The sequence below is a fragment of the Kistimonas asteriae genome, assembly GCF_018263925.1.
In the GTDB taxonomy this organism is placed as follows: Bacteria; Pseudomonadota; Gammaproteobacteria; order Pseudomonadales; family Endozoicomonadaceae; genus Kistimonas; species Kistimonas asteriae.
Genome location: NZ_JAEVHF010000010.1, coordinates 106,476 through 123,969 on the forward strand (window position 1 = coordinate 106,476; position 17,494 = coordinate 123,969).

A 17,494-nucleotide genomic window follows, 5' to 3' on the forward strand; every position below is an offset into this window, starting at 1 on the left:
GGTGGATAAACAGGTGGCTATCTTATTGGTAAATACTGGTTGTCTCAGGCTGCCAGGGTACGAGTTGCTTTGTGATCCAATCAATCAATAGATAAAAAATGATGGTGAATGAGGCCAGGACGACCAGTGCCGCGAAGAGTTCACTGATCATCAGGCGGGCATTGGCCTGTAACATGTAGTACCCAAGCCCGGCACTGGATCCTACCCACTCGCCTACCACGGCTCCGATGGGAGCGATAACAACGGCAATGCGCAGTCCTGCGGCGAGTACTGGCATGGCGGCTGGCCAGCGGATGAAGCGGAGTGTGCTGTATGGTGTGGCGCCCATGGTTTCTGCCAGATCCAGCCATTCCTGCTGTGTATGGCGCAGGCCGTCATAACAGCACATGGTAACGGGGAAGAATAGCGCAATGGCGGCCATAGCGACTTTTGACGCCAGTCCATACCCCAGCCACAACATCAGAACCGGTGCCAGAGCGAACGTGGGTATCGCCTGGCTGATGATCAAAACAGGCAGAAGCCACCGACCAAAACGACGGAAGTAGAGTAGTGCCAGGGCAAAGGCTATGCCGGCAGTTACGCCGAGTAGTGTGCCCAATAAAATCTCACTGGCTGTAATCGCACTGTGATATAGCAGTATGCCTCGATGTTGGTAAAGACTCAGTGCCACATCGCTTGGTTTTGGTAGTATCCAGGCGGGTAGGGAGAGTACCGTGACGAGCAGATGCCAGCCGGAAATCAGCCCTGCAACGAGTACAATCGTGCGCGTGATCTTAGTCCGCATGCTGGATGTCCTCTTGTCGCAGTTTTTCAAGGATATGGCCATGCAGTGCCATCAGCTGCTCGTTGTCGAGAGAGCGGGGCGGTAAATCTTGCGGGTGAAGAGGCTCAGTTAATGTGGCCGGGCTACCTTGAAGGTGGTAGACCGCATGCCCCAGACGCAGGGCTTCCAGTGGGTCGTGGGTAATCATCAGGATTGTGCGATCCGCGAGTAATTCACTGGCCAGATCCTGGAGTTTCAGGCGGGTTAACGCGTCCACCGCGGCAAAGGGTTCGTCCATCAGTACGAAAGGGCGGTCTTCCATGAGTGTTCGTGCCAGCGCGACCCGCTGACGCTGACCGCCCGAAAGCTCTCTGGGGTAGGACGATGCCTGTTGCTGTATGCCAACGGAGAGCAAGAGGTGATTGGCTTGTTCAATCGTCTCCTTTAATAGTGGTTCTTTTCTAAGGCGACATCCGAGAGTCACGTTATCAATAACGGATAGCCAGGGAAGGAGCAAGTCCTGCTGGGCCATCCATGCGACACGATGATGTACCGATAAGCCATCCGAGCTGGTGATATCGCCATTGACCTGGGCGCTATGGCTGAAGGCAAGTCCTGCAATTAAACGCAGCAGGCTGGATTTTCCAACCCCGCTGGCTCCCAGCAGGCAAGTCCACTGATTGGCAGGAAGTGTTAAACACAAATTCGTAAAGATGGGTTTGTTGCTATAGGCGAGTGACGCATTATTAATATGGAGATCTGGCATGGTATTGGGATAAACGCCTTATGCGTTTGCAGCAGTTGGACAAGGCTGGCTTTATTGCAATGAATTGTCGACCATGACTGCCCGCCAAGAAGGGCGATGTTATACGTCAGATGTGCTGGCAGCGGTTGTTCGTTGAGCAAGCCCCATTCGCAAAAGCTGCTGGCTGTGGGGCTCATATTACGAGGTTGCAATATCTCAGGCGGGCTCTGCTTCTGCAACCGGTTGCTGAGTTTTGCTGGACGATTTCGATGATTGTGCCGCTTCAAGTTGTTCTTTCAACTCGTCACGTTCTTTGTTGCTGGCCTCAAGCTCAGTGGTGACTTCGTCAATGCGACGCTTGCGTTCACGGCTTTCCTTACTGATTTGGTCAACCAGTTTCTTCTGTTTTTTCAATTCCTGACTGGCATCATTGAATTTCTTCTTAAGCTTTTCAGGTTCCAGCGCCTTGAGCGTTTTCTGCTCTCGCTTCAGCTTGTTGGCTTCAGTTTCAAGAGTCGCCAGCTTTTTCTCTGCGGTTTCCAGTTTACGACGTAAACTGCTCGCCTCTTTCTCATTGGTGCTTGCGGAGGTTTGTGCCGCCTCAAGTCCATCTTTCATACTGCGGTTATCATCAAATAACTCGCTGTTCCTGCCCTTGAGTTTTTCATTTTCTGCCTCAAGGATCTGAACCCGGCTTTTCAGCTGAGTGAGTTCATCCCGGACACTCTTTTCGTTGGACTCGTAGATTTTCCTGATTTTCTCATCGACGCTCAGATAGTATTCGAGTCGGCTTTCTAGCTCAGCGCGAAACAGCTGCTCACTCATGGATATGATGGCTTCCTTAGAGAATGGTCTTTAACGGAAAGGTTTCAGGTCTTTGAAACAGCAAGAAGTGTAATCCTTTGACTGTTGCATAACAACGTAGCTATAAGATAGACATTGTAGACGAAGTTTATCCAATTTCCCAACATATTTCCTCAAATTAAGCAATTCGTAGTCGCCAATGCTCACTTGTGAAATCTATCGATAATTGATGTCTGTATAAAAAACAGTATTTCATGTGGGTGTGTGACTCATCGAAGAAATAAACAAGGTGTCAAAAAAAAGGGGAAAGCGAGCGCAGGCTTGATTGAACGCAGCCGGTCTTGACGGCTATTTGATACGGTAATAGATAAACTGAATAAATGTTCATCACACCATAAGAAACTTGTTTACTCTGAATCAATATAAGGAACGCAGTCATAGTTGAACCGTTGCACGGATGCTGCAGGTTATTCCATGGATTCGTCTTCATCCCAACAAGCCTCTACCGTTGATCAAGACCGGTTTTCTGACCCGTTGCTGCTTTGCCTGGTCAAAATTTGTCGACTCTATGACAAATCTGACAGTGTGGAGGCCATTACGGCAGGCTTGCCGATGGCGGATGAACCGTTCAGTGTCGACCTGTTTAACCGGGCCGCTGAACAGGTTGGCTTTGTCACGCGGCAGATCCGAAAGAAACTGCTCGATATTCCTCGTTTGGCCTGCCCGGCGGTGCTACTGCTAAGAAATGGTCAGGCCTGCGTACTGATGGACATCAATCACCAGGAACAAATAGCCAGTGTGGTGATTCCGTCAATCAGTGATGATGTCCAGGATGTTGAGTTTGAGCGGCTTGCTGAAGAGTATCTCGGTGTCATGTTGTTGCTCAAGCAGAAGCACCGGTTTGATGAGCGCTCACCCTCTGTATTGGATGACAATGGCAAACATTGGTTCTGGAGTGCGCTGACGGTCTCATTACCGTTATATAAAAGTGTGCTTCTGACCTCGATCATGATCAACTTCCTGGCCATAGTCAGCCCGATCTTTGTCATGAATGTCTATGACCGTGTCGTGCCCAACAATGCCTTTGAAACACTCTGGGTGCTGGTGACCGGCGTTCTGATTGCCTTTGGTTTTGATTTTCTGGTCAAGTGGCTGCGTTTTTATGCACTCGACAAGGCGGGAAAGAAGGCTGATATCATCCTGTCGTCCAGAATCATGAGTCAGGTTTTGGGGCTTGAAATGACGTCGAGACCCAGTTCTGTGGGTTCATTTGCCAGAAGTATGCAGGATTTTGAAAGTATTCGGGATTTTATCGCCTCCTCAACCATTGCCAGCCTGATCGATATACCCTGTGCCATCATCATTCTGACAGTTATTGGCATTCTCGGCGGGTGGCTGGTGGTGATCCCCCTTGTGGCGATGGTATTGATTGTTGCCTACTGCCTGATCATCCAGCCAGCCTTGCGCAATTCCATTGAAAAAACCTACCGCTCTTCTTCGGCAAAGAATGCCACGCTAATTGAAAGCCTGATCGGTCTGGAAACCATTCAGATGTACGGCGCGGAATCCAAAATCCAGCATGAATGGGAGAAGCATATTGGATTCCTGGCCAAATGGGGCGTCAAGAGCAAGATGCTGAGCCACTCTACGTCGATGGTGGCGGGCTTTATCCAGCAATGCAGTACGGTTGTTTTGATCGCAACAGGCGTCTATTTGATTAGTGATCATACCTTGTCGATGGGAGCACTGATTGCCTGCAATATGCTGGCAGGTCGCAGTATGGCACCCATGTCACAGCTGGTCAGCCTGCTGACCCGTTTTTACCAGTCCAAAACGGCGCTGGCTGGACTGGACAACATCATGAATATGCCCAAGAGGCGTAGCCCGGACAGGCAGTATGTCAATCTTGATAATATTACGGGGGATCTGGAGCTGGAACAGGTGACCTTCACCTATCCAGACCAGAAACTCAACACTCTGGAAGACATCACGCTTTCCATCAAGGCTGGTGAAAAGGTTGGGATTATCGGTCGCATTGGTTCAGGCAAGTCGACCCTTGGGAAGATGTTACTAGGCCTCTATCCGCCAAGCAGTGGTTTGATCCGCCTTGATGGGCTGGATGTAACGCTTATTGACCCGGTGGCCCTGCGTAAGGCGGTTGGTTGTGTGCCCCAGGATATTAACCTGTTTTATGGCACTGTCCGGGAAAATATCACGTTGGGTGCGGGCGCGGTTGATGACGAAACCGTTGTCAGGGCGGCCAAGATGGCGGGAGTCACGGACTTCACCAACATTCATCCAGAAGGGATGGATATGCCGGTCACTGAGCGTGGGGCGAACCTGTCGGGCGGCCAGCGCCAAGCGATCGCGGTTGCCCGAGCGTTCATGCACGACCCTTCCATTATGGTGCTGGATGAGCCTACCAGCTCCATGGATCACAAGTCTGAGCAGCTCATCAAGGAGCAACTGCAAAAGTATTGCAGCAATAAAACGCTTGTACTTGTTACACACCGAATGTCGTTACTGGATCTGGTTGATCGCCTGATCGTCATTGATCGGGGGCGAATCGTTGCGGATGGCCCGAAAGTTCAGGTCATGGAAGCGTTAAAACACGGGAAAATTGTCATCAGTTAGCCTGATAACCATGAACACACTATTAGATAAGTTAGGTCAGATGATTGTTGGTACAGCAACCCGGCTGAAGGCATGGAGTCTCAGGCTGGTGATGCTGCCTGTCGACGCGATCAAGAGGCTGGCAAAGAATCCGCGGGCCATCAAAAACTTTTTCTCCCGCTCGGAAGAGAGTGAGTTTAAGTCGGAATCCATCGATGTTTCTCTTCAGGATTCATCTTACGTAACGGTCTTTGTCAGTATTACCGGTACTGCATTGATCGTAATAGCGGTGACATGGGCCTCCTACGCGGAGCTGGATGAGATCACGCGCGGTGCAGGCACGGTGATCCCCTCGTCTCGATTGCAGATCGTAGAAAATCTGGAAGGGGGCGTTATCAAAAAAATCTACGTGAAGGATGGTGACCAGGTCCGTGCCGGTCAACCGCTTTTGCAGCTGGATGATGTCCATTTTTCTGCCAAGTTTCGAGAGAATGAACTGGAATATTTCAGTGAGTTTGCGAAAGTCGTTCGCCTTGAGGCGGAAGTGAATGGTGAAAGCCTCAATTTTCCCGAGGAATTGAGCGGCTATCTCGAATATATCCATCGTGAGCGCGATTTTTATGATAGCCGTAAGCGTACCCTGGAGCAGGGATTGATGATTGCGGAGCAGGAAGTCGCCAAAATTTACCAGGAGCTCAAGTCGATTAAGGCGAAGCATTCGCACCTTGAAAAAAGCTACTCGTTGATGAAAAAGGAGTATGACCTCACGAAGCCGATGGCTGATGAGGGGGTTGTTTCCAAGGTTCAGTTGTTGCGGCTGGAGCAGAAGGTTAGTGAGATTGAAAGTCAGTTAGCGGATGCTCGGCACTCCATTCCAAAACTTGAAGCTGCGTGGAATCAGGCCCAGGGTAAACGGAAGGAGCTAAGCCTGCAATTTCGCGAAAAGGCCATTGATGAGATAAAAACTGCAGAGTTGAAGTTGGCGCAATTAACGGTTAACCGAAATTCGCTGAAAGACAGGGTGGCAAGAACCATTGTCCGCTCTCCTGTTGATGGTGTAGTGAAGAAGATTCATATCAATACGATTAGCGGCGTGGTTGACCCCGGAATGGAGCTGGTTGATATCATTCCGGTTGATGATTCGTTGCTGGTTGAAGTCAAGGTGCCCGCGAAAGATATTGCATTTCTGCGTCAGGACCTGAAAGCCATGGTCAGATTTACTGCTTATGATTTCACCGTTTATGGTGGGTTGACGGGAGAGGTTGTCCATGTCAGTCCGGATGCGCTGGAAGAAGAGGACGGTAGCTATTACTACCTGGCTCAAGTCAAAACTGAAAGGTCATATTTTGGTACTAACGAAAAACAGTTGCCCATCATTCCTGGTATGCAGGCTGAGGTCGATATTATGACGGGTAAAAAAACGGTTCTGGAATATTTAATGAAACCAATTCTAAGGGCCAGAAAAGTGGCGCTGACAGAGCGATAAAAGGAAACGCTAATTAACCGATATTGTTTTAGGTGTTCATTTATTTTCGTTAGTGACGTGTGTGGTGTTTGAGTCAATAGAGGTAAGCGTTCTGCACTTCAGGGAATCCGTATGATTAACAGACGCTTAATAATACGAAATATGTCAATCTGGCTGATATCAGCCTGGATTACATCTTCCAGTGCGACAACATTGGAGGAAGTGATTCTTATTACCCTGAAAGAACACCCGGATATTCTTGCCGCTAAAAGTCGTGTGAATACAGAAAGTCTCAAAGCTGATCAGAGTGAAGCCGGCCTGTATCCGACCATGGATGTCAGTGCCGCCATTGGGGTTCAGCGAAAAGACAGTCCCAGTACCCGCAGTAATGGTAATGATAAAGACAATATAGAGCGGAATGAGTCTTCGCTCATTGTCCGGCAAAATGTATTCAAAGGATTCGAAACCGTCCGTCGTATGGAGCAGTATGACCATGGGGCTAAAGCCAGAGAATATGAATCGTTGAATACGCAGGGCTCTATTGCACTGAAGGTGGCTGAAGTTTATATCGGTGTCCTGGAGAAGAAGAAACAGCTTGAACTGGCTGAAAATAACCGAAATCTGCATGAGAAAACCAAAAAACAGATCACGAGTTTGTTCAATCAGGGGTTGGCAAGTGAATCGGATCTGGCCCAGATTAGTGGTCGAACCTCTCAGTCCAGGGCGTTTGTCGTAGGTGCAAAAAGTGAACTGGACAGGGCGCTTAGCAGTTATATTTCAGTGGTTAACCGTAAAGCGGATAATCTGTTGGTGCCGAAGGTGTTCAAGCTTGGATTCAAGACGCTGGATCAGGTTATGAACCAGCTGGACGTACACCCTTTGATGCGAGCTTCGCAGGAACAGGTTAACAGTGCGGATGCCGCTTACCAGGCGAGTCTGAGTGTTTATTATCCCAGTGTGAATGTTGAATTTACCCATCAGCGGACCCGTGATGCGGACGGTGTGACCGGGCATGATGAGAACTCTGTGGCCAAATTGAGCATGTCATACAATTTGTACCGTGGCGGTGCTGACCAGGCACTGGTTGGGCAGGCCGCATCGCAGGCACAGCTGATTCGTGCGGAAAGACAGAAAACCCATCGACGGCTAGTGCTTGAACTCAAGCAGGCCTGGTATTTGTATGAGTCATTGACTCAGCAAAAACCCTATTTACAGGAACATGTTAATAACAGCATTAAGACGCTGAACGCTTATACCAAGCAGTTTGACCTGGGGCAGCGCACCCTGGTGGATGTGTTGAATACCGCGACGGAATTGTATCAAGCCAGAAAAACGTTTGTCAGGCATGAATTTGATATCATGTTATCAAAGTTCCGCTTATTGAATGCAGCGGGTCAGTTAATGGAGAGGCTTAAACTTTCCTCGATTCAAAATACGCAGGAAGGTTGATAAGGATTAAAAACACACGATAAATTGGCCCGTATCAATCGGGCCAAGCTTTCGATTTAAATCCGATCATTAATTTTTCTTGGGCCAAGATAGTGTTCGGGCACGTTTTCGTTGGCTGCCTGGGCGCAGTGTGATTCCAGTCTTTGCAGGAAATCAGTCGGGATCAGGTGTCGGATGGTATCCCTTTCTTCAAGCAACTCCTGTTCTGTGATTTTGAAATAATCTCTTGAGAGGTCATTCAGTGTCAGGCCATTGATAATCTGGTATCGGCCATAATTGCATCGCACAGGGTAGGAGAAGAATAGGCCTTTCTCGACATCATAGCTGCCATCACTCATCACACTCATGCTGACATAGTCGTTTTGTCGTGTGCCGTGTACCCAGTCATGCATATGATCAATGATCGCCTGTGCCGCTGACGATGTACTGGAGTGTCCGCAAACCTGGATGATTTCGGCGCCACGCTTCTGTATGCGTGGGATATAGCTGTTGCGATACCACTCGGTGTCAATCTGTGGCATCACAGGGTTTCCATGAATCATGGCGTGGTGGAGGTCGGGATACATGGTCGGCGAATGGTTGCCCCAGACGATGACTTTACGAATATCCTGCGGGTTACAGGATTTTTTGCTGGCGAGAATGCCAATGGCACGGTTGTGATCCAGTCGGGTGAGGGCGCTGAATTGCGTTGGGTTCAGGTCAGGCGCATTGCTGCAGGCGATTAACGCATTGGTATTGGCCGGGTTGCCCACCACGATCACCCTGACATCCGGGTTGGCGTAACGATTGATCGCTTTACCCTGTACGGAAAATATCTCGGCGTTCGCCGTTAGCAGGTCGCTACGCTCCATGCCTTGTGCGCGGGGCCTGGCGCCGATCAGTATGGCATAATGGGCCCCGGAAAAGCCGCTGTCAGGGTTGTCATGCAGGCTGATGGAGTGCATGAGTGGATAAGCGCAGTCTTCCAGTTCCATGGCGATGCCTCGAAGTGCATCAATGGCCTGGGGGACTTCGATCAATTGCAGATAAACCGGCTGGTCGTGACCAAACATGTCTCCGGCGGCGATCCTGAAAAGCAGGGCTCGGCTGATACTTCCCGCAGCGCCGGTAACGGCGACACGTACAGGTTTCTTCATAGGGGGTAAACCTTCGTTGTGAAGTGAAACGGGCAGGGGGAAGTGTAGTCAAGAGAACGGGGTAGTCAGTGGGTGACTACCCTGTTTTAACGGGATAACGGAGGTTATTTTCCGACGCGGACCGCGAGAACGTCGCAGGTGGCACCGTGAAGAATGCTGGTGGAGGTGGATCCCAGTATCAGTGCCAGACCGTGCCGACCATGGCTGCCCACCACGATCAGGTCAATACCGCACTCTTCGGCAATGCGGTGCACTTCGCGCTCAGGGCGGCCGTACACCACATGCTGATCCCCTTTTTCAATATTGATCTTGTCGGCCAGCTTGTTGATGCGTTCGCGGGCCTGCTGGGTGATCTCATCCTGCAGGGTTGTTAGGTCGAGGGGGATATCGCTGCCGTAGGCGACACTGAGGGGTTCCACGACATGGACCAGGGTCAGCCGGGCGTCATTGGCTTCGGCGATGGCCTTGGCCTTGTTCAGCACTTCATCAGCTTCCTCGGTCAGGTCGACAGCTACCAGAACGTGCTTGTACAGGCTCATTGTATGTTCCTTTTCCGGTTCGTAAAGAGGCTGTTCCTGATGTCTATCCGCCCGATTTTGCCGGCAGGCCTTGCCCGAAACCGAGACATGCAGGCAGACTTACATCAACATACTAAAACAAATTGCTGAGAAGTGTATGACCTGGCTCATAGTTTTACTGATATTGGCGGTAATTGCAGGGAATTTAATGTGGTTGATGCCATCAAAGCGGGAGCGTCAGCAGATGGTATTCCGGCAGGCGGCTATGGCCAAAAAAATGAAAGTCAGTGCGTTCAAGGAGCTGGAGAAACTGCCTGATTCCTGCGATACGGAGGCTCACTGGATGGAGTATGTCCTGCCAACCGAGCGCTCGTTGAATATTCATGTTCCCATCGTTCTCAAGCGGATGAAAAATCATGCCTGGGTATTGCCTGATACCCTGAATCAGCCGGTTATTACCGGATTACTTGAAGAACTCCCAGCAGGTGTTGTTCAGATCACCATCCGGCAGATGAGTGTGGTGGCTTTGTGGGATGAACGGGGCGATAAAAACGCCATTGATCAGCTTCATGCTGTTTTGACCTCACTCCGAGATACCTGTCTCTGAATCATTGGTTGTTAAAAGCAATGAGGCTGTAGCCGGTTAATAGAACTGCTATTTTGCAGGGTATTCTGTTCGGTTCTTAAGGTTGTTGATGTCGGTAAATACTTAAAACGCCCTTGACATTACCTAGCTTTTCCGTGAAGGTTTCACACCGGATTCAAACGGTCGTATGAATTGCATGCGGCCCTTTGTCAGAACACGAACAGGTGGCCAGGGAATGGCAGTGAAAAAAACCTTCAATGCCCGGTGCGGACCTCGTCTGTAGCGGGTTATTGTACAGGCCTAGAGTGTCGCACAAACGTGGAGAAACGTTCATGATTTACGAAGGCCAGGCCATCACCGTTACATTGCTGGATGATGGCATTGCTCAGCTGAATTTTGACCTGCAAGGGGAGTCCGTCAACAAATTCAACCAGACCACCCTGAAAGAACTGCATGAAGCCACTGATGCCGTCAGGGCCAACAGTGACGTCAAGGGTGTGGTTGTCTCCAGCTCCAAGGACGTCTTTATCGTCGGCGCCGATATCACTGAATTTACTGAGACCTTTGCCCTGCCCGAAGAAGAGTTGATGGGCTGGGTTCTGAAGGCCAATGCGGTGTTCAGTAATTTTGAAGATCTGCCGGTGCCCACTGTGACTGCCATCAACGGCATGGCCCTGGGCGGTGGATTTGAAATGTGTCTGTCATCTGATTACCGGGTGATGTCCACCAAGGCCAAAGTGGGTTTGCCGGAAGTCAAGCTGGGTCTGTTCCCGGGCTTCGGTGGAACTGTTCGTCTGTCCCGCGTTGTAGGTGCAGACAATGCCATTGAGTGGATCTGCATGGGTAATGAGAACCGAGCGGATGCGGCGTTGAAAGTCGGCGCTGTGGATGCGGTCGTTGAGCCCGAGCAGCTGTTGGAAGCGGCCATTGATCTGGTCAAGCGTGCGGGTGCTGGTGAGCTGGACTACCAGGCCAAGCGTCAGGAAAAACTGGATGCGGTCAAGCTGCCCCCCATGGAGCAGATGATGGCGTTTAACTCAGCCATCGGTTTTGTTGCCGGTAAGGCAGGCCCGAACTATCCGGCGCCGGTTGAAGCTATCAAGGTCATGCAGAAGCATGCTGGCAAGAAGCGCGACCAAGCCATTGAAATTGAAGCAAAAGGCTTCGTGAAAATGGCCAAGACGCCTGTGGCTGGCAACTTGATTGGCCTGTTCCTGAATGATCAGGCGCTGAAGAAGACCGCGAAGGCTTACGAGAAGCAAGCGAAGCCGGTCAAGCAGGCAGCGGTACTGGGTGCCGGTATCATGGGTGGTGGTATTGCCTACCAGTCAGCCTTGAAGGGCACGCCGATTGTCATGAAAGATATCAATCAGGCCGGTATTGATCTGGGCCTGAATGAAGCGAAGAAGCTGCTGACCAAGCGCGTTGAACGTAAGAAGATGGATGCGGCGAAGATGGGGGATATCCTGAATCGCATTGTACCCACACTGTCTTATGGTGACTTCAAAGAAATTGATGTCATTGTTGAAGCGGTTGTTGAAAACGTCAAGGTCAAGCATGCAGTGCTGGCGGAAGCTGAGAAGCAGATTCGTGACGATGCGATCCTGACGTCAAACACTTCAACAATCTCCATAAATACGCTGTCAGAAGCGCTGGAGCGTCCTGAAAACTTCTGTGGCATGCACTTCTTCAATCCCGTGCACATGATGCCGCTGGTGGAAGTTATTCGTGGTGAGAAAACCAGCGAAGAAACCATTGCGACGGTGGTCAGCTATGCCAAGGCCATGGGTAAGACGCCGGTTGTCGTGAATGACTGCCCGGGCTTCCTGGTGAACCGTGTTCTGTTCCCGTATTTTGGTGGTTTTGCCGGATTGCTGCGTGATGGTGCTGACTTCCAGCAGGTCGACAAGGTCATGGAGCGCTTTGGCTGGCCGATGGGCCCTGCCTACCTGATGGATGTCGTCGGTATTGATACCGGTGTTCATGCTGAAGGGGTCATGGCAGATGGCTTCCCTGATCGCATGAAGCGTGACTTCAAGAGCGCCGTTGACGTAATGTTCGAAAACAATCGTCTCGGGCAGAAGAATAATATCGGTTTCTACAAGTACGAAACCGACAAGCGCGGCAAGCCGAAGAAAGTGGTTGATGAAGGCACCTATGAGCTGATTGCGCCCGTGTGTGCTGAACGTCGTGACTTTGAAACCGATGAAATCATTGCACGCATGATGATCCCGATGTGCCTGGAAGTGGTTCGCTGTCTCGAAGACGGCATTGTCCAGACTGCGGCGGATGCTGATATGGGCCTCATTTTTGGTATTGGCTTCCCGCCATTCCGTGGTGGCGCGCTGCGTTATATCGATGAAATGGGTGTTGCTGAGTTTGTTGCCCTGGCAGATAAGTATGCGGACCTCGGACCGCTGTACCAGGCAACAGAAGGGCTCCGGAAAATGGCCGCTGAAGGAAAAACCTTCTTTTAAGGTTGGCCAGGATATTCCGTAACAGATAACGCCTGGCTCGGTCTGTACCGGGCCTGATAAGAATTCAGGAGCAAACGACATGAGTCTGAATCCGAGAGATGCGGTGATCGTCGATGCGGTCCGCACGCCGATGGGTAAGTCCAGAAATGGCCAGTTTCGTAATGTGCGGGCAGAAAAGCTGTCTGCCGAGCTGATTGAAGCCCTCAAGGCCCGTAATCCGAACTGGAACACCCGCGAAACGGAAGATGTGATCTGGGGCTGTGTGAACCAGACCAAAGAGCAGGGCATGAACATTGCCCGTAACATTGCCATGCTGGCGGATCTGCCCCGTGAAGTCGCCGCGCAGACCGTTAACCGCCTGTGTGGTTCTTCCATGCAGGCGCTGCACACGGCAGCCATGGGTATCGCCACCGGTAACGGTGATGTGTTTGTAGTCGGCGGTGTTGAGCATATGGGCCATGTAAAAATGGACCATGGTATTGACCTGAACCCTGAAGGTTCCAAGCACTACGCCAAGGCATCGAACATGATGGGCCTGACGGCTGAAATGCTGGGACGCATGCATGGCATTAACCGTCAGCAGCAGGATGAATTCGCACTGCGCTCCCACAAGAAAGCGTGGGAAGCTACGGTGGAAGGTCGCTGGAAAAATGAAATTGTGTCCATTGAAGGCCATGATGCCAATGGCTTCAAGGTCCGGTGTGACATTGATGAAGTCATTCGTCAGGACGCAACGCTGGAAGCCATGAGCAGCCTCAAGCCTGTGTTTGACCCGAAAGGCGGGACCGTGACTGCGGGTTCCTCTTCAGCGTTGTCTGATGGTGCTTCAGCGCTGCTGGTGATGTCTGCTGAGCGGGCGCAGGCGGCAGGACTGAATATCCGCGCCAGAATTCGTTCGATGGCGGTGGCAGGTTGTGAAGCTGCGATCATGGGTTATGGTCCTGTGCCGGCAACCAAGAAGGCGCTCAAGCGTGCCGGCTTGTCCATTGAGGATATCGATTACTTCGAGCTGAATGAAGCGTTTGCAGCACAGGCCTTGCCGGTTGCCAAAGACCTCAAGTTGCTTGATAAAATCGATGATCGTGTGAACCTCAATGGCGGTGCGATTGCACTGGGCCACCCGCTGGGTTGTTCAGGTGCGCGAATCACTGGCACGTTATTGAATGTGTTGGAGTGGAAGGGCGGTACGTTGGGTCTGGCGACCATGTGTATCGGTCTGGGACAGGGGATTGCCACGGTGATTGAGCGCGTGTAAGGCGCTGATTGACTGTGTGAAATGAAGCGGACCCCGGTAACCTTTTGCCGGGGTCTGTTGTTTTTACCCTGACAAATAGAGTAGAGTTTTCCGCCGAAAAAGGATCGCTGTCAGTAGGGATGATGCATTGCATTGTCTCACTTTTTTCTATATCGCTATCTATTCAGAGCTGTCTGACGATGACAGCAAATGACAGGGGATAAGTGATATGTCAGTGTTTCAATCCGTGCTGTTATTGGCGCATCTCGGTTTGATTCACTAGATTCGATTTTAACAGTGTTTGCATTCGGGCGGTGAAGAAGGTATCCCTTAGAAGGTTTTGTGGGGTAGCTTCAGGAGTCACTCTGTAGCTAGAACAGAGAAAATACTATTTGAATCAGTAACCTGGCTCGCTTTCTTGACCCGGCGTATGTTAAACCTTATATATTGACGCGATCTGCTTAGCTCCCCTGTCCCGATCTAAACCGTGAGGCAGGAACCCGCAACAGGATGTGAAAAACAGTATGGGTAAATCACTGGTCATTGTGGAGTCGCCCGCCAAGGCGAAAACCATTAACAAGTACCTGGGAAAAGACTTTATCGTCAAATCCAGTGTCGGCCATATCAGGGATCTTCCGGTCAGTGGCAGTGGTTCTCGCACGCCTGTTGATCCGAAAGCGCGGGCGAAGGCGGCGGCTGAAACCCGCAAAATGACGCCTGAGCAGAAAGAGAAACACAAGAAGAAGAAGGCGCGTGAGCAGCTGATCGGTCGGATGGGGATTGATCCTGATAACGGCTGGGATGCGCATTACGAAGTGCTGCCCGGCAAGGAAAAAGTGGTTGATGAGCTGCGTCGCCTTGCCCAGGCTGCTGATACCGTTTATCTCGCAACGGATTTGGATCGCGAGGGAGAGGCCATTGCCTGGCACCTGCAGGAAACCATTGGTCCCGACGTGGCTGACTATCGTCGTGTCACATTCAATGAAATCACCAAGAGTGCGATTAACGAAGCCTTTCAGACGCCGGGCCGTCTGAATATTGATCGTGTCAATGCGCAACAGGCACGGCGGTTTCTTGATCGTGTCGTTGGCTACATGGTGTCGCCATTGCTGTGGGCCAAAATAGCCCGTGGCCTTTCTGCCGGGCGCGTTCAGTCCGTTGCCGTTCGCCTGATTGTTGAGCGCGAACGTGAAATCAGAAAATTTGTACCTGAAGAGTTCTGGGAAGTGTACGCGGATCTTGCCACTGATAGTGGTGAGGGTGCACGATTCCAGGTGACCAAAGAAAAAGGTGAAAATTTCCGTCCGGTCAGCAAAGCGCAAACGGATGCCGCACTCGCATTTCTGAAGTCAGCGGGCTACTCCGTACGTTCACGGGACGACAAGCCGACGACCACCAAGGCGCCAGCGCCATTTATTACCTCTACCCTCCAGCAGGCGGCTAGTACGCGGCTGGGATTCAGTGTCAAGAAAACCATGACGCTGGCTCAGCGCCTCTATGAGGCGGGGCATATTACCTATATGCGAACCGATTCTACGAATTTGAGTAGTGAAGCGGTGAGTACTGCGCGTGATTATATTAATGGTCGCTTTGGCCAGGATTACCTGCCAGATCAGCCCAACATCTATTCCAGTAAGGATGGTGCCCAGGAAGCGCACGAAGCGATACGCCCTTCTGATGTCAATGCTTCACCGGGCACCTTGTCTGGGCTGGAGAAAGATGCGGAGCGCTTGTATGACTTGATCTGGCGGCAGTTTGTTGCCTGTCAGATGGTGCCTGCACGGTATCTGAGTACCAGTATTACCGTAGAAGCGGGTCAGTTTGAGCTGAAAACCAAGGGCCGTACACTGAAGTTTGATGGTTTTACCCGTGTTCTGCCGCCGATGTCCAAAAAAGGCGAAGATGTTATTTTGCCGGATATCCAGCCTCAGCAGGCCTTGAATCTTAATAAGCTGGATCCTCGTCAGCTGTTTACCCGTCCTCCTGCGCGCTTCTCCGAAGCGGCACTGGTCAGGGAGCTGGAAAAGCGGGGTATTGGCCGACCATCCACCTATGCCTCCATTATTTCAACGATTCAGGATCGTGGTTACGTTTCCCTGAAAAATCGTCGCTTCTATGCGGAGAAAATTGGCGATATCGTCACAGATCGTCTGGTAGAAAATTTTCACGATCTTCTGGATTACAGCTTTACTGCCAAGATGGAAGAGAGTCTGGATGAAGTGGCGGAATCTCGGACGGAATGGAAACAGCTGCTCGATATTTTTTATTCGGAATTCAAACAGAAGCTGGAACAGGCAGAGCGCACCGAAGATGGCATGCGGGCTAATGAGCCGGTTCTGACAGCCATTGAGTGTCCGGCCTGTGGTCGTCATATGCAGATACGTACGGCGAGTACCGGTGTGTTTCTGGGGTGCTCGGGTTATACCCTGCCGCCCAAGGAGCGTTGCAAGACCACCATCAACCTGGTGCCTGGTGAAGAAGCCATCAATGCTGACGATGAGAACGCCGAAGTTAACGCGCTACGGGCCAAGCATCGTTGTGGCAAATGTGGCACCGCGATGGATAGCTATCTGATTGATGAACAGCGCAAGTTGCATATCTGCGGTAATAACCCGGACTGTGACGGCTATGAAATCGAGCAGGGGCAGTTCAAGATCAAGGGCTATGAAGGTCCCACGCTGGAATGTGACAAGTGTGGTTCTGAAATGCAGCTGAAAAGCGGCCGGTTTGGTAAGTATTTTGGCTGTACCAACAGTGAGTGCAGTAATACCCGTAAGCTGCTGAAAAATGGTCAGCCTGCGCCGCCCAAAATGGATCCTGTGCCGATGCCGGAGCTTCGCTGTATCAAGGTTGACGATACCTATATTCTTCGTGATGGCGCGTCTGGTCTCTTTCTGGCCGCTAGTCAGTTTCCGAAGAATAGAGAGACCCGTGCACCGCTTGTGAGTGAGTTGATTCCTCACCGCAAGGAAATCGACAGCAAGTACCATTTTCTTCTGGATGCACCTGCTGCTGATCCTGACGGTAATCCCAGTGTTATCCGGTTTAGTCGTAAGACAGGTCAGCAGTATGTCATGACCGAGGTGGATGGCAAATCAACGGGCTGGCAGGCGGTTTATGAGGATGGTCGCTGGCAGGAAAAACAGACCAAGAAGAAAAAACAGGCATGAGGCAGTCCGTGCGGGCCAGAACCAATCAGAAATTGTATATGGCCCGTCTCAATCTTGATCACTGGGAATCCCTGCTGACCCGTAATGCCTTACCTGTTGAAGGTGAGGCGTGCCGGGAAAGCTTTCTGTTTCATGCCGTTGGAGGTTATCGATCCCTGTTGGCGGAAATGCTGGATGCAGCGGATATTGATGCCAGTGCCGATACCGCCGATCAGGCAGCCATAGTGGCTGAGAAGTACGGTAAAACAGTGGCGGAATTATCCGCGCTGCTTCAACTTGAAGAAACCCAGGAAAGCTGGCTGTCGGCATTGTTGATGAAATGGGATGGCTGCTGGTTGCCTTCAGCTACAGGTGTGGTTGAAGCTGCATCGGTTGAATCCATCCCTCTTAAGGATCTCAGCAGCCATACGGTTAAATTTTCTGATGTCCCTGAAAGCTACCGAATGATTTATGAGTCATTGAAAGCAATGATTGCCTGGGTTCGGTCTCAAATGGTTGAATGGTGATGGTCTACGGCAGTATGCTTGGTCGATT

13 protein-coding genes are annotated in these 17,494 nt (G+C 51.0%); 8 read left to right on the top strand and 5 right to left on the bottom strand.

Annotated features, from left to right (window positions below; all coding sequences use genetic code 11):
• Positions 1-22 precede the first annotated feature (22 nt).
• The 3 genes from KHS78_RS12660 to KHS78_RS12670 all read right to left on the bottom strand — a co-directional run bounded on the left by KHS78_RS12660 (position 23) and on the right by KHS78_RS12670 (position 2,333).
• Complete coding sequence (locus KHS78_RS12660; RefSeq protein ID WP_211828833.1) at positions 23-784, bottom strand: ABC transporter permease; 762 nt, start codon at positions 782-784, stop codon at positions 23-25.
• On the bottom strand, positions 774-1,529 hold the full coding sequence (locus KHS78_RS12665) for an ABC transporter ATP-binding protein (RefSeq protein ID WP_211828834.1): 756 nt from the start codon (positions 1,527-1,529) through the stop codon (positions 774-776). Before KHS78_RS12665 ends, KHS78_RS12660 begins: the two co-directional genes overlap by 11 nt.
• Before the next feature lie 195 nt (positions 1,530-1,724).
• Positions 1,725-2,333, bottom strand: coding sequence for a hypothetical protein (locus tag KHS78_RS12670; protein WP_211828835.1), 609 nt, complete (start codon positions 2,331-2,333; stop codon positions 1,725-1,727).
• A gap of 453 nt (positions 2,334-2,786) precedes the next feature.
• Here KHS78_RS12670 and KHS78_RS12675 point away from each other — a divergent pair, with 453 nt between their 5' ends.
• The 3 genes from KHS78_RS12675 (at position 2,787) to KHS78_RS12685 (ending at position 7,839) form a co-directional block, all read left to right on the top strand.
• Positions 2,787-4,946, top strand: a complete 2,160-nt coding sequence (locus tag KHS78_RS12675; RefSeq protein ID WP_211828836.1) for a type I secretion system permease/ATPase — start codon at positions 2,787-2,789, stop codon at positions 4,944-4,946.
• A 10-nt stretch (positions 4,947-4,956) separates the two neighbouring features.
• Positions 4,957-6,411, top strand: a complete 1,455-nt coding sequence (locus KHS78_RS12680) for an HlyD family type I secretion periplasmic adaptor subunit (protein WP_211828837.1) — start codon at positions 4,957-4,959, stop codon at positions 6,409-6,411.
• Positions 6,412-6,552: 141 nt separating this feature from the next.
• Complete coding sequence (locus KHS78_RS12685) at positions 6,553-7,839, top strand: TolC family outer membrane protein (protein WP_211828838.1); 1,287 nt, start codon at positions 6,553-6,555, stop codon at positions 7,837-7,839.
• A 56-nt stretch (positions 7,840-7,895) separates the two neighbouring features.
• On the opposite strand, the gene KHS78_RS12690 is transcribed toward KHS78_RS12685, so the two are convergent.
• Both KHS78_RS12690 and KHS78_RS12695 read right to left on the bottom strand, forming a co-directional pair.
• Complete coding sequence (locus KHS78_RS12690; RefSeq protein WP_211828839.1) at positions 7,896-8,975, bottom strand: malate dehydrogenase; 1,080 nt, start codon at positions 8,973-8,975, stop codon at positions 7,896-7,898.
• A gap of 104 nt (positions 8,976-9,079) precedes the next feature.
• Positions 9,080-9,514 carry a universal stress protein gene (locus KHS78_RS12695; RefSeq protein WP_211828840.1) on the bottom strand — a complete coding sequence of 145 codons (435 nt, stop codon included), beginning with the start codon at positions 9,512-9,514 and terminating at the stop codon, positions 9,080-9,082.
• 136 nt (positions 9,515-9,650) lie between these two features.
• On the opposite strand from KHS78_RS12695, the gene KHS78_RS12700 reads away from it, so the two are divergent.
• The 5 genes from KHS78_RS12700 (at position 9,651) to KHS78_RS12720 (ending at position 17,466) form a co-directional block, all read left to right on the top strand.
• On the top strand, positions 9,651-10,100 hold the full coding sequence (locus tag KHS78_RS12700) for a hypothetical protein (RefSeq protein WP_211828841.1): 450 nt from the start codon (positions 9,651-9,653) through the stop codon (positions 10,098-10,100).
• 311 nt (positions 10,101-10,411) lie between these two features.
• A complete protein-coding gene (fadB, locus tag KHS78_RS12705) occupies positions 10,412-12,556 on the top strand; it encodes a fatty acid oxidation complex subunit alpha FadB (RefSeq protein ID WP_211828842.1) in 2,145 nt (714 codons plus the stop codon).
• A 79-nt stretch (positions 12,557-12,635) separates the two neighbouring features.
• Positions 12,636-13,811 carry an acetyl-CoA C-acyltransferase FadA gene (gene fadA / locus KHS78_RS12710; protein ID WP_211828843.1) on the top strand — a complete coding sequence of 392 codons (1,176 nt, stop codon included), beginning with the start codon at positions 12,636-12,638 and terminating at the stop codon, positions 13,809-13,811.
• A 503-nt stretch (positions 13,812-14,314) separates the two neighbouring features.
• On the top strand, positions 14,315-16,960 hold the full coding sequence (topA, locus tag KHS78_RS12715; RefSeq protein ID WP_211828844.1) for a type I DNA topoisomerase: 2,646 nt from the start codon (positions 14,315-14,317) through the stop codon (positions 16,958-16,960).
• Positions 16,957-17,466: a DUF6586 family protein gene (locus KHS78_RS12720; protein ID WP_343216914.1), complete on the top strand. Its 510-nt coding sequence runs from the start codon at positions 16,957-16,959 to the stop codon at positions 17,464-17,466. Before topA ends, KHS78_RS12720 begins: the two co-directional genes overlap by 4 nt.
• The last annotated feature ends 28 nt before the right edge of the window (positions 17,467-17,494 follow it).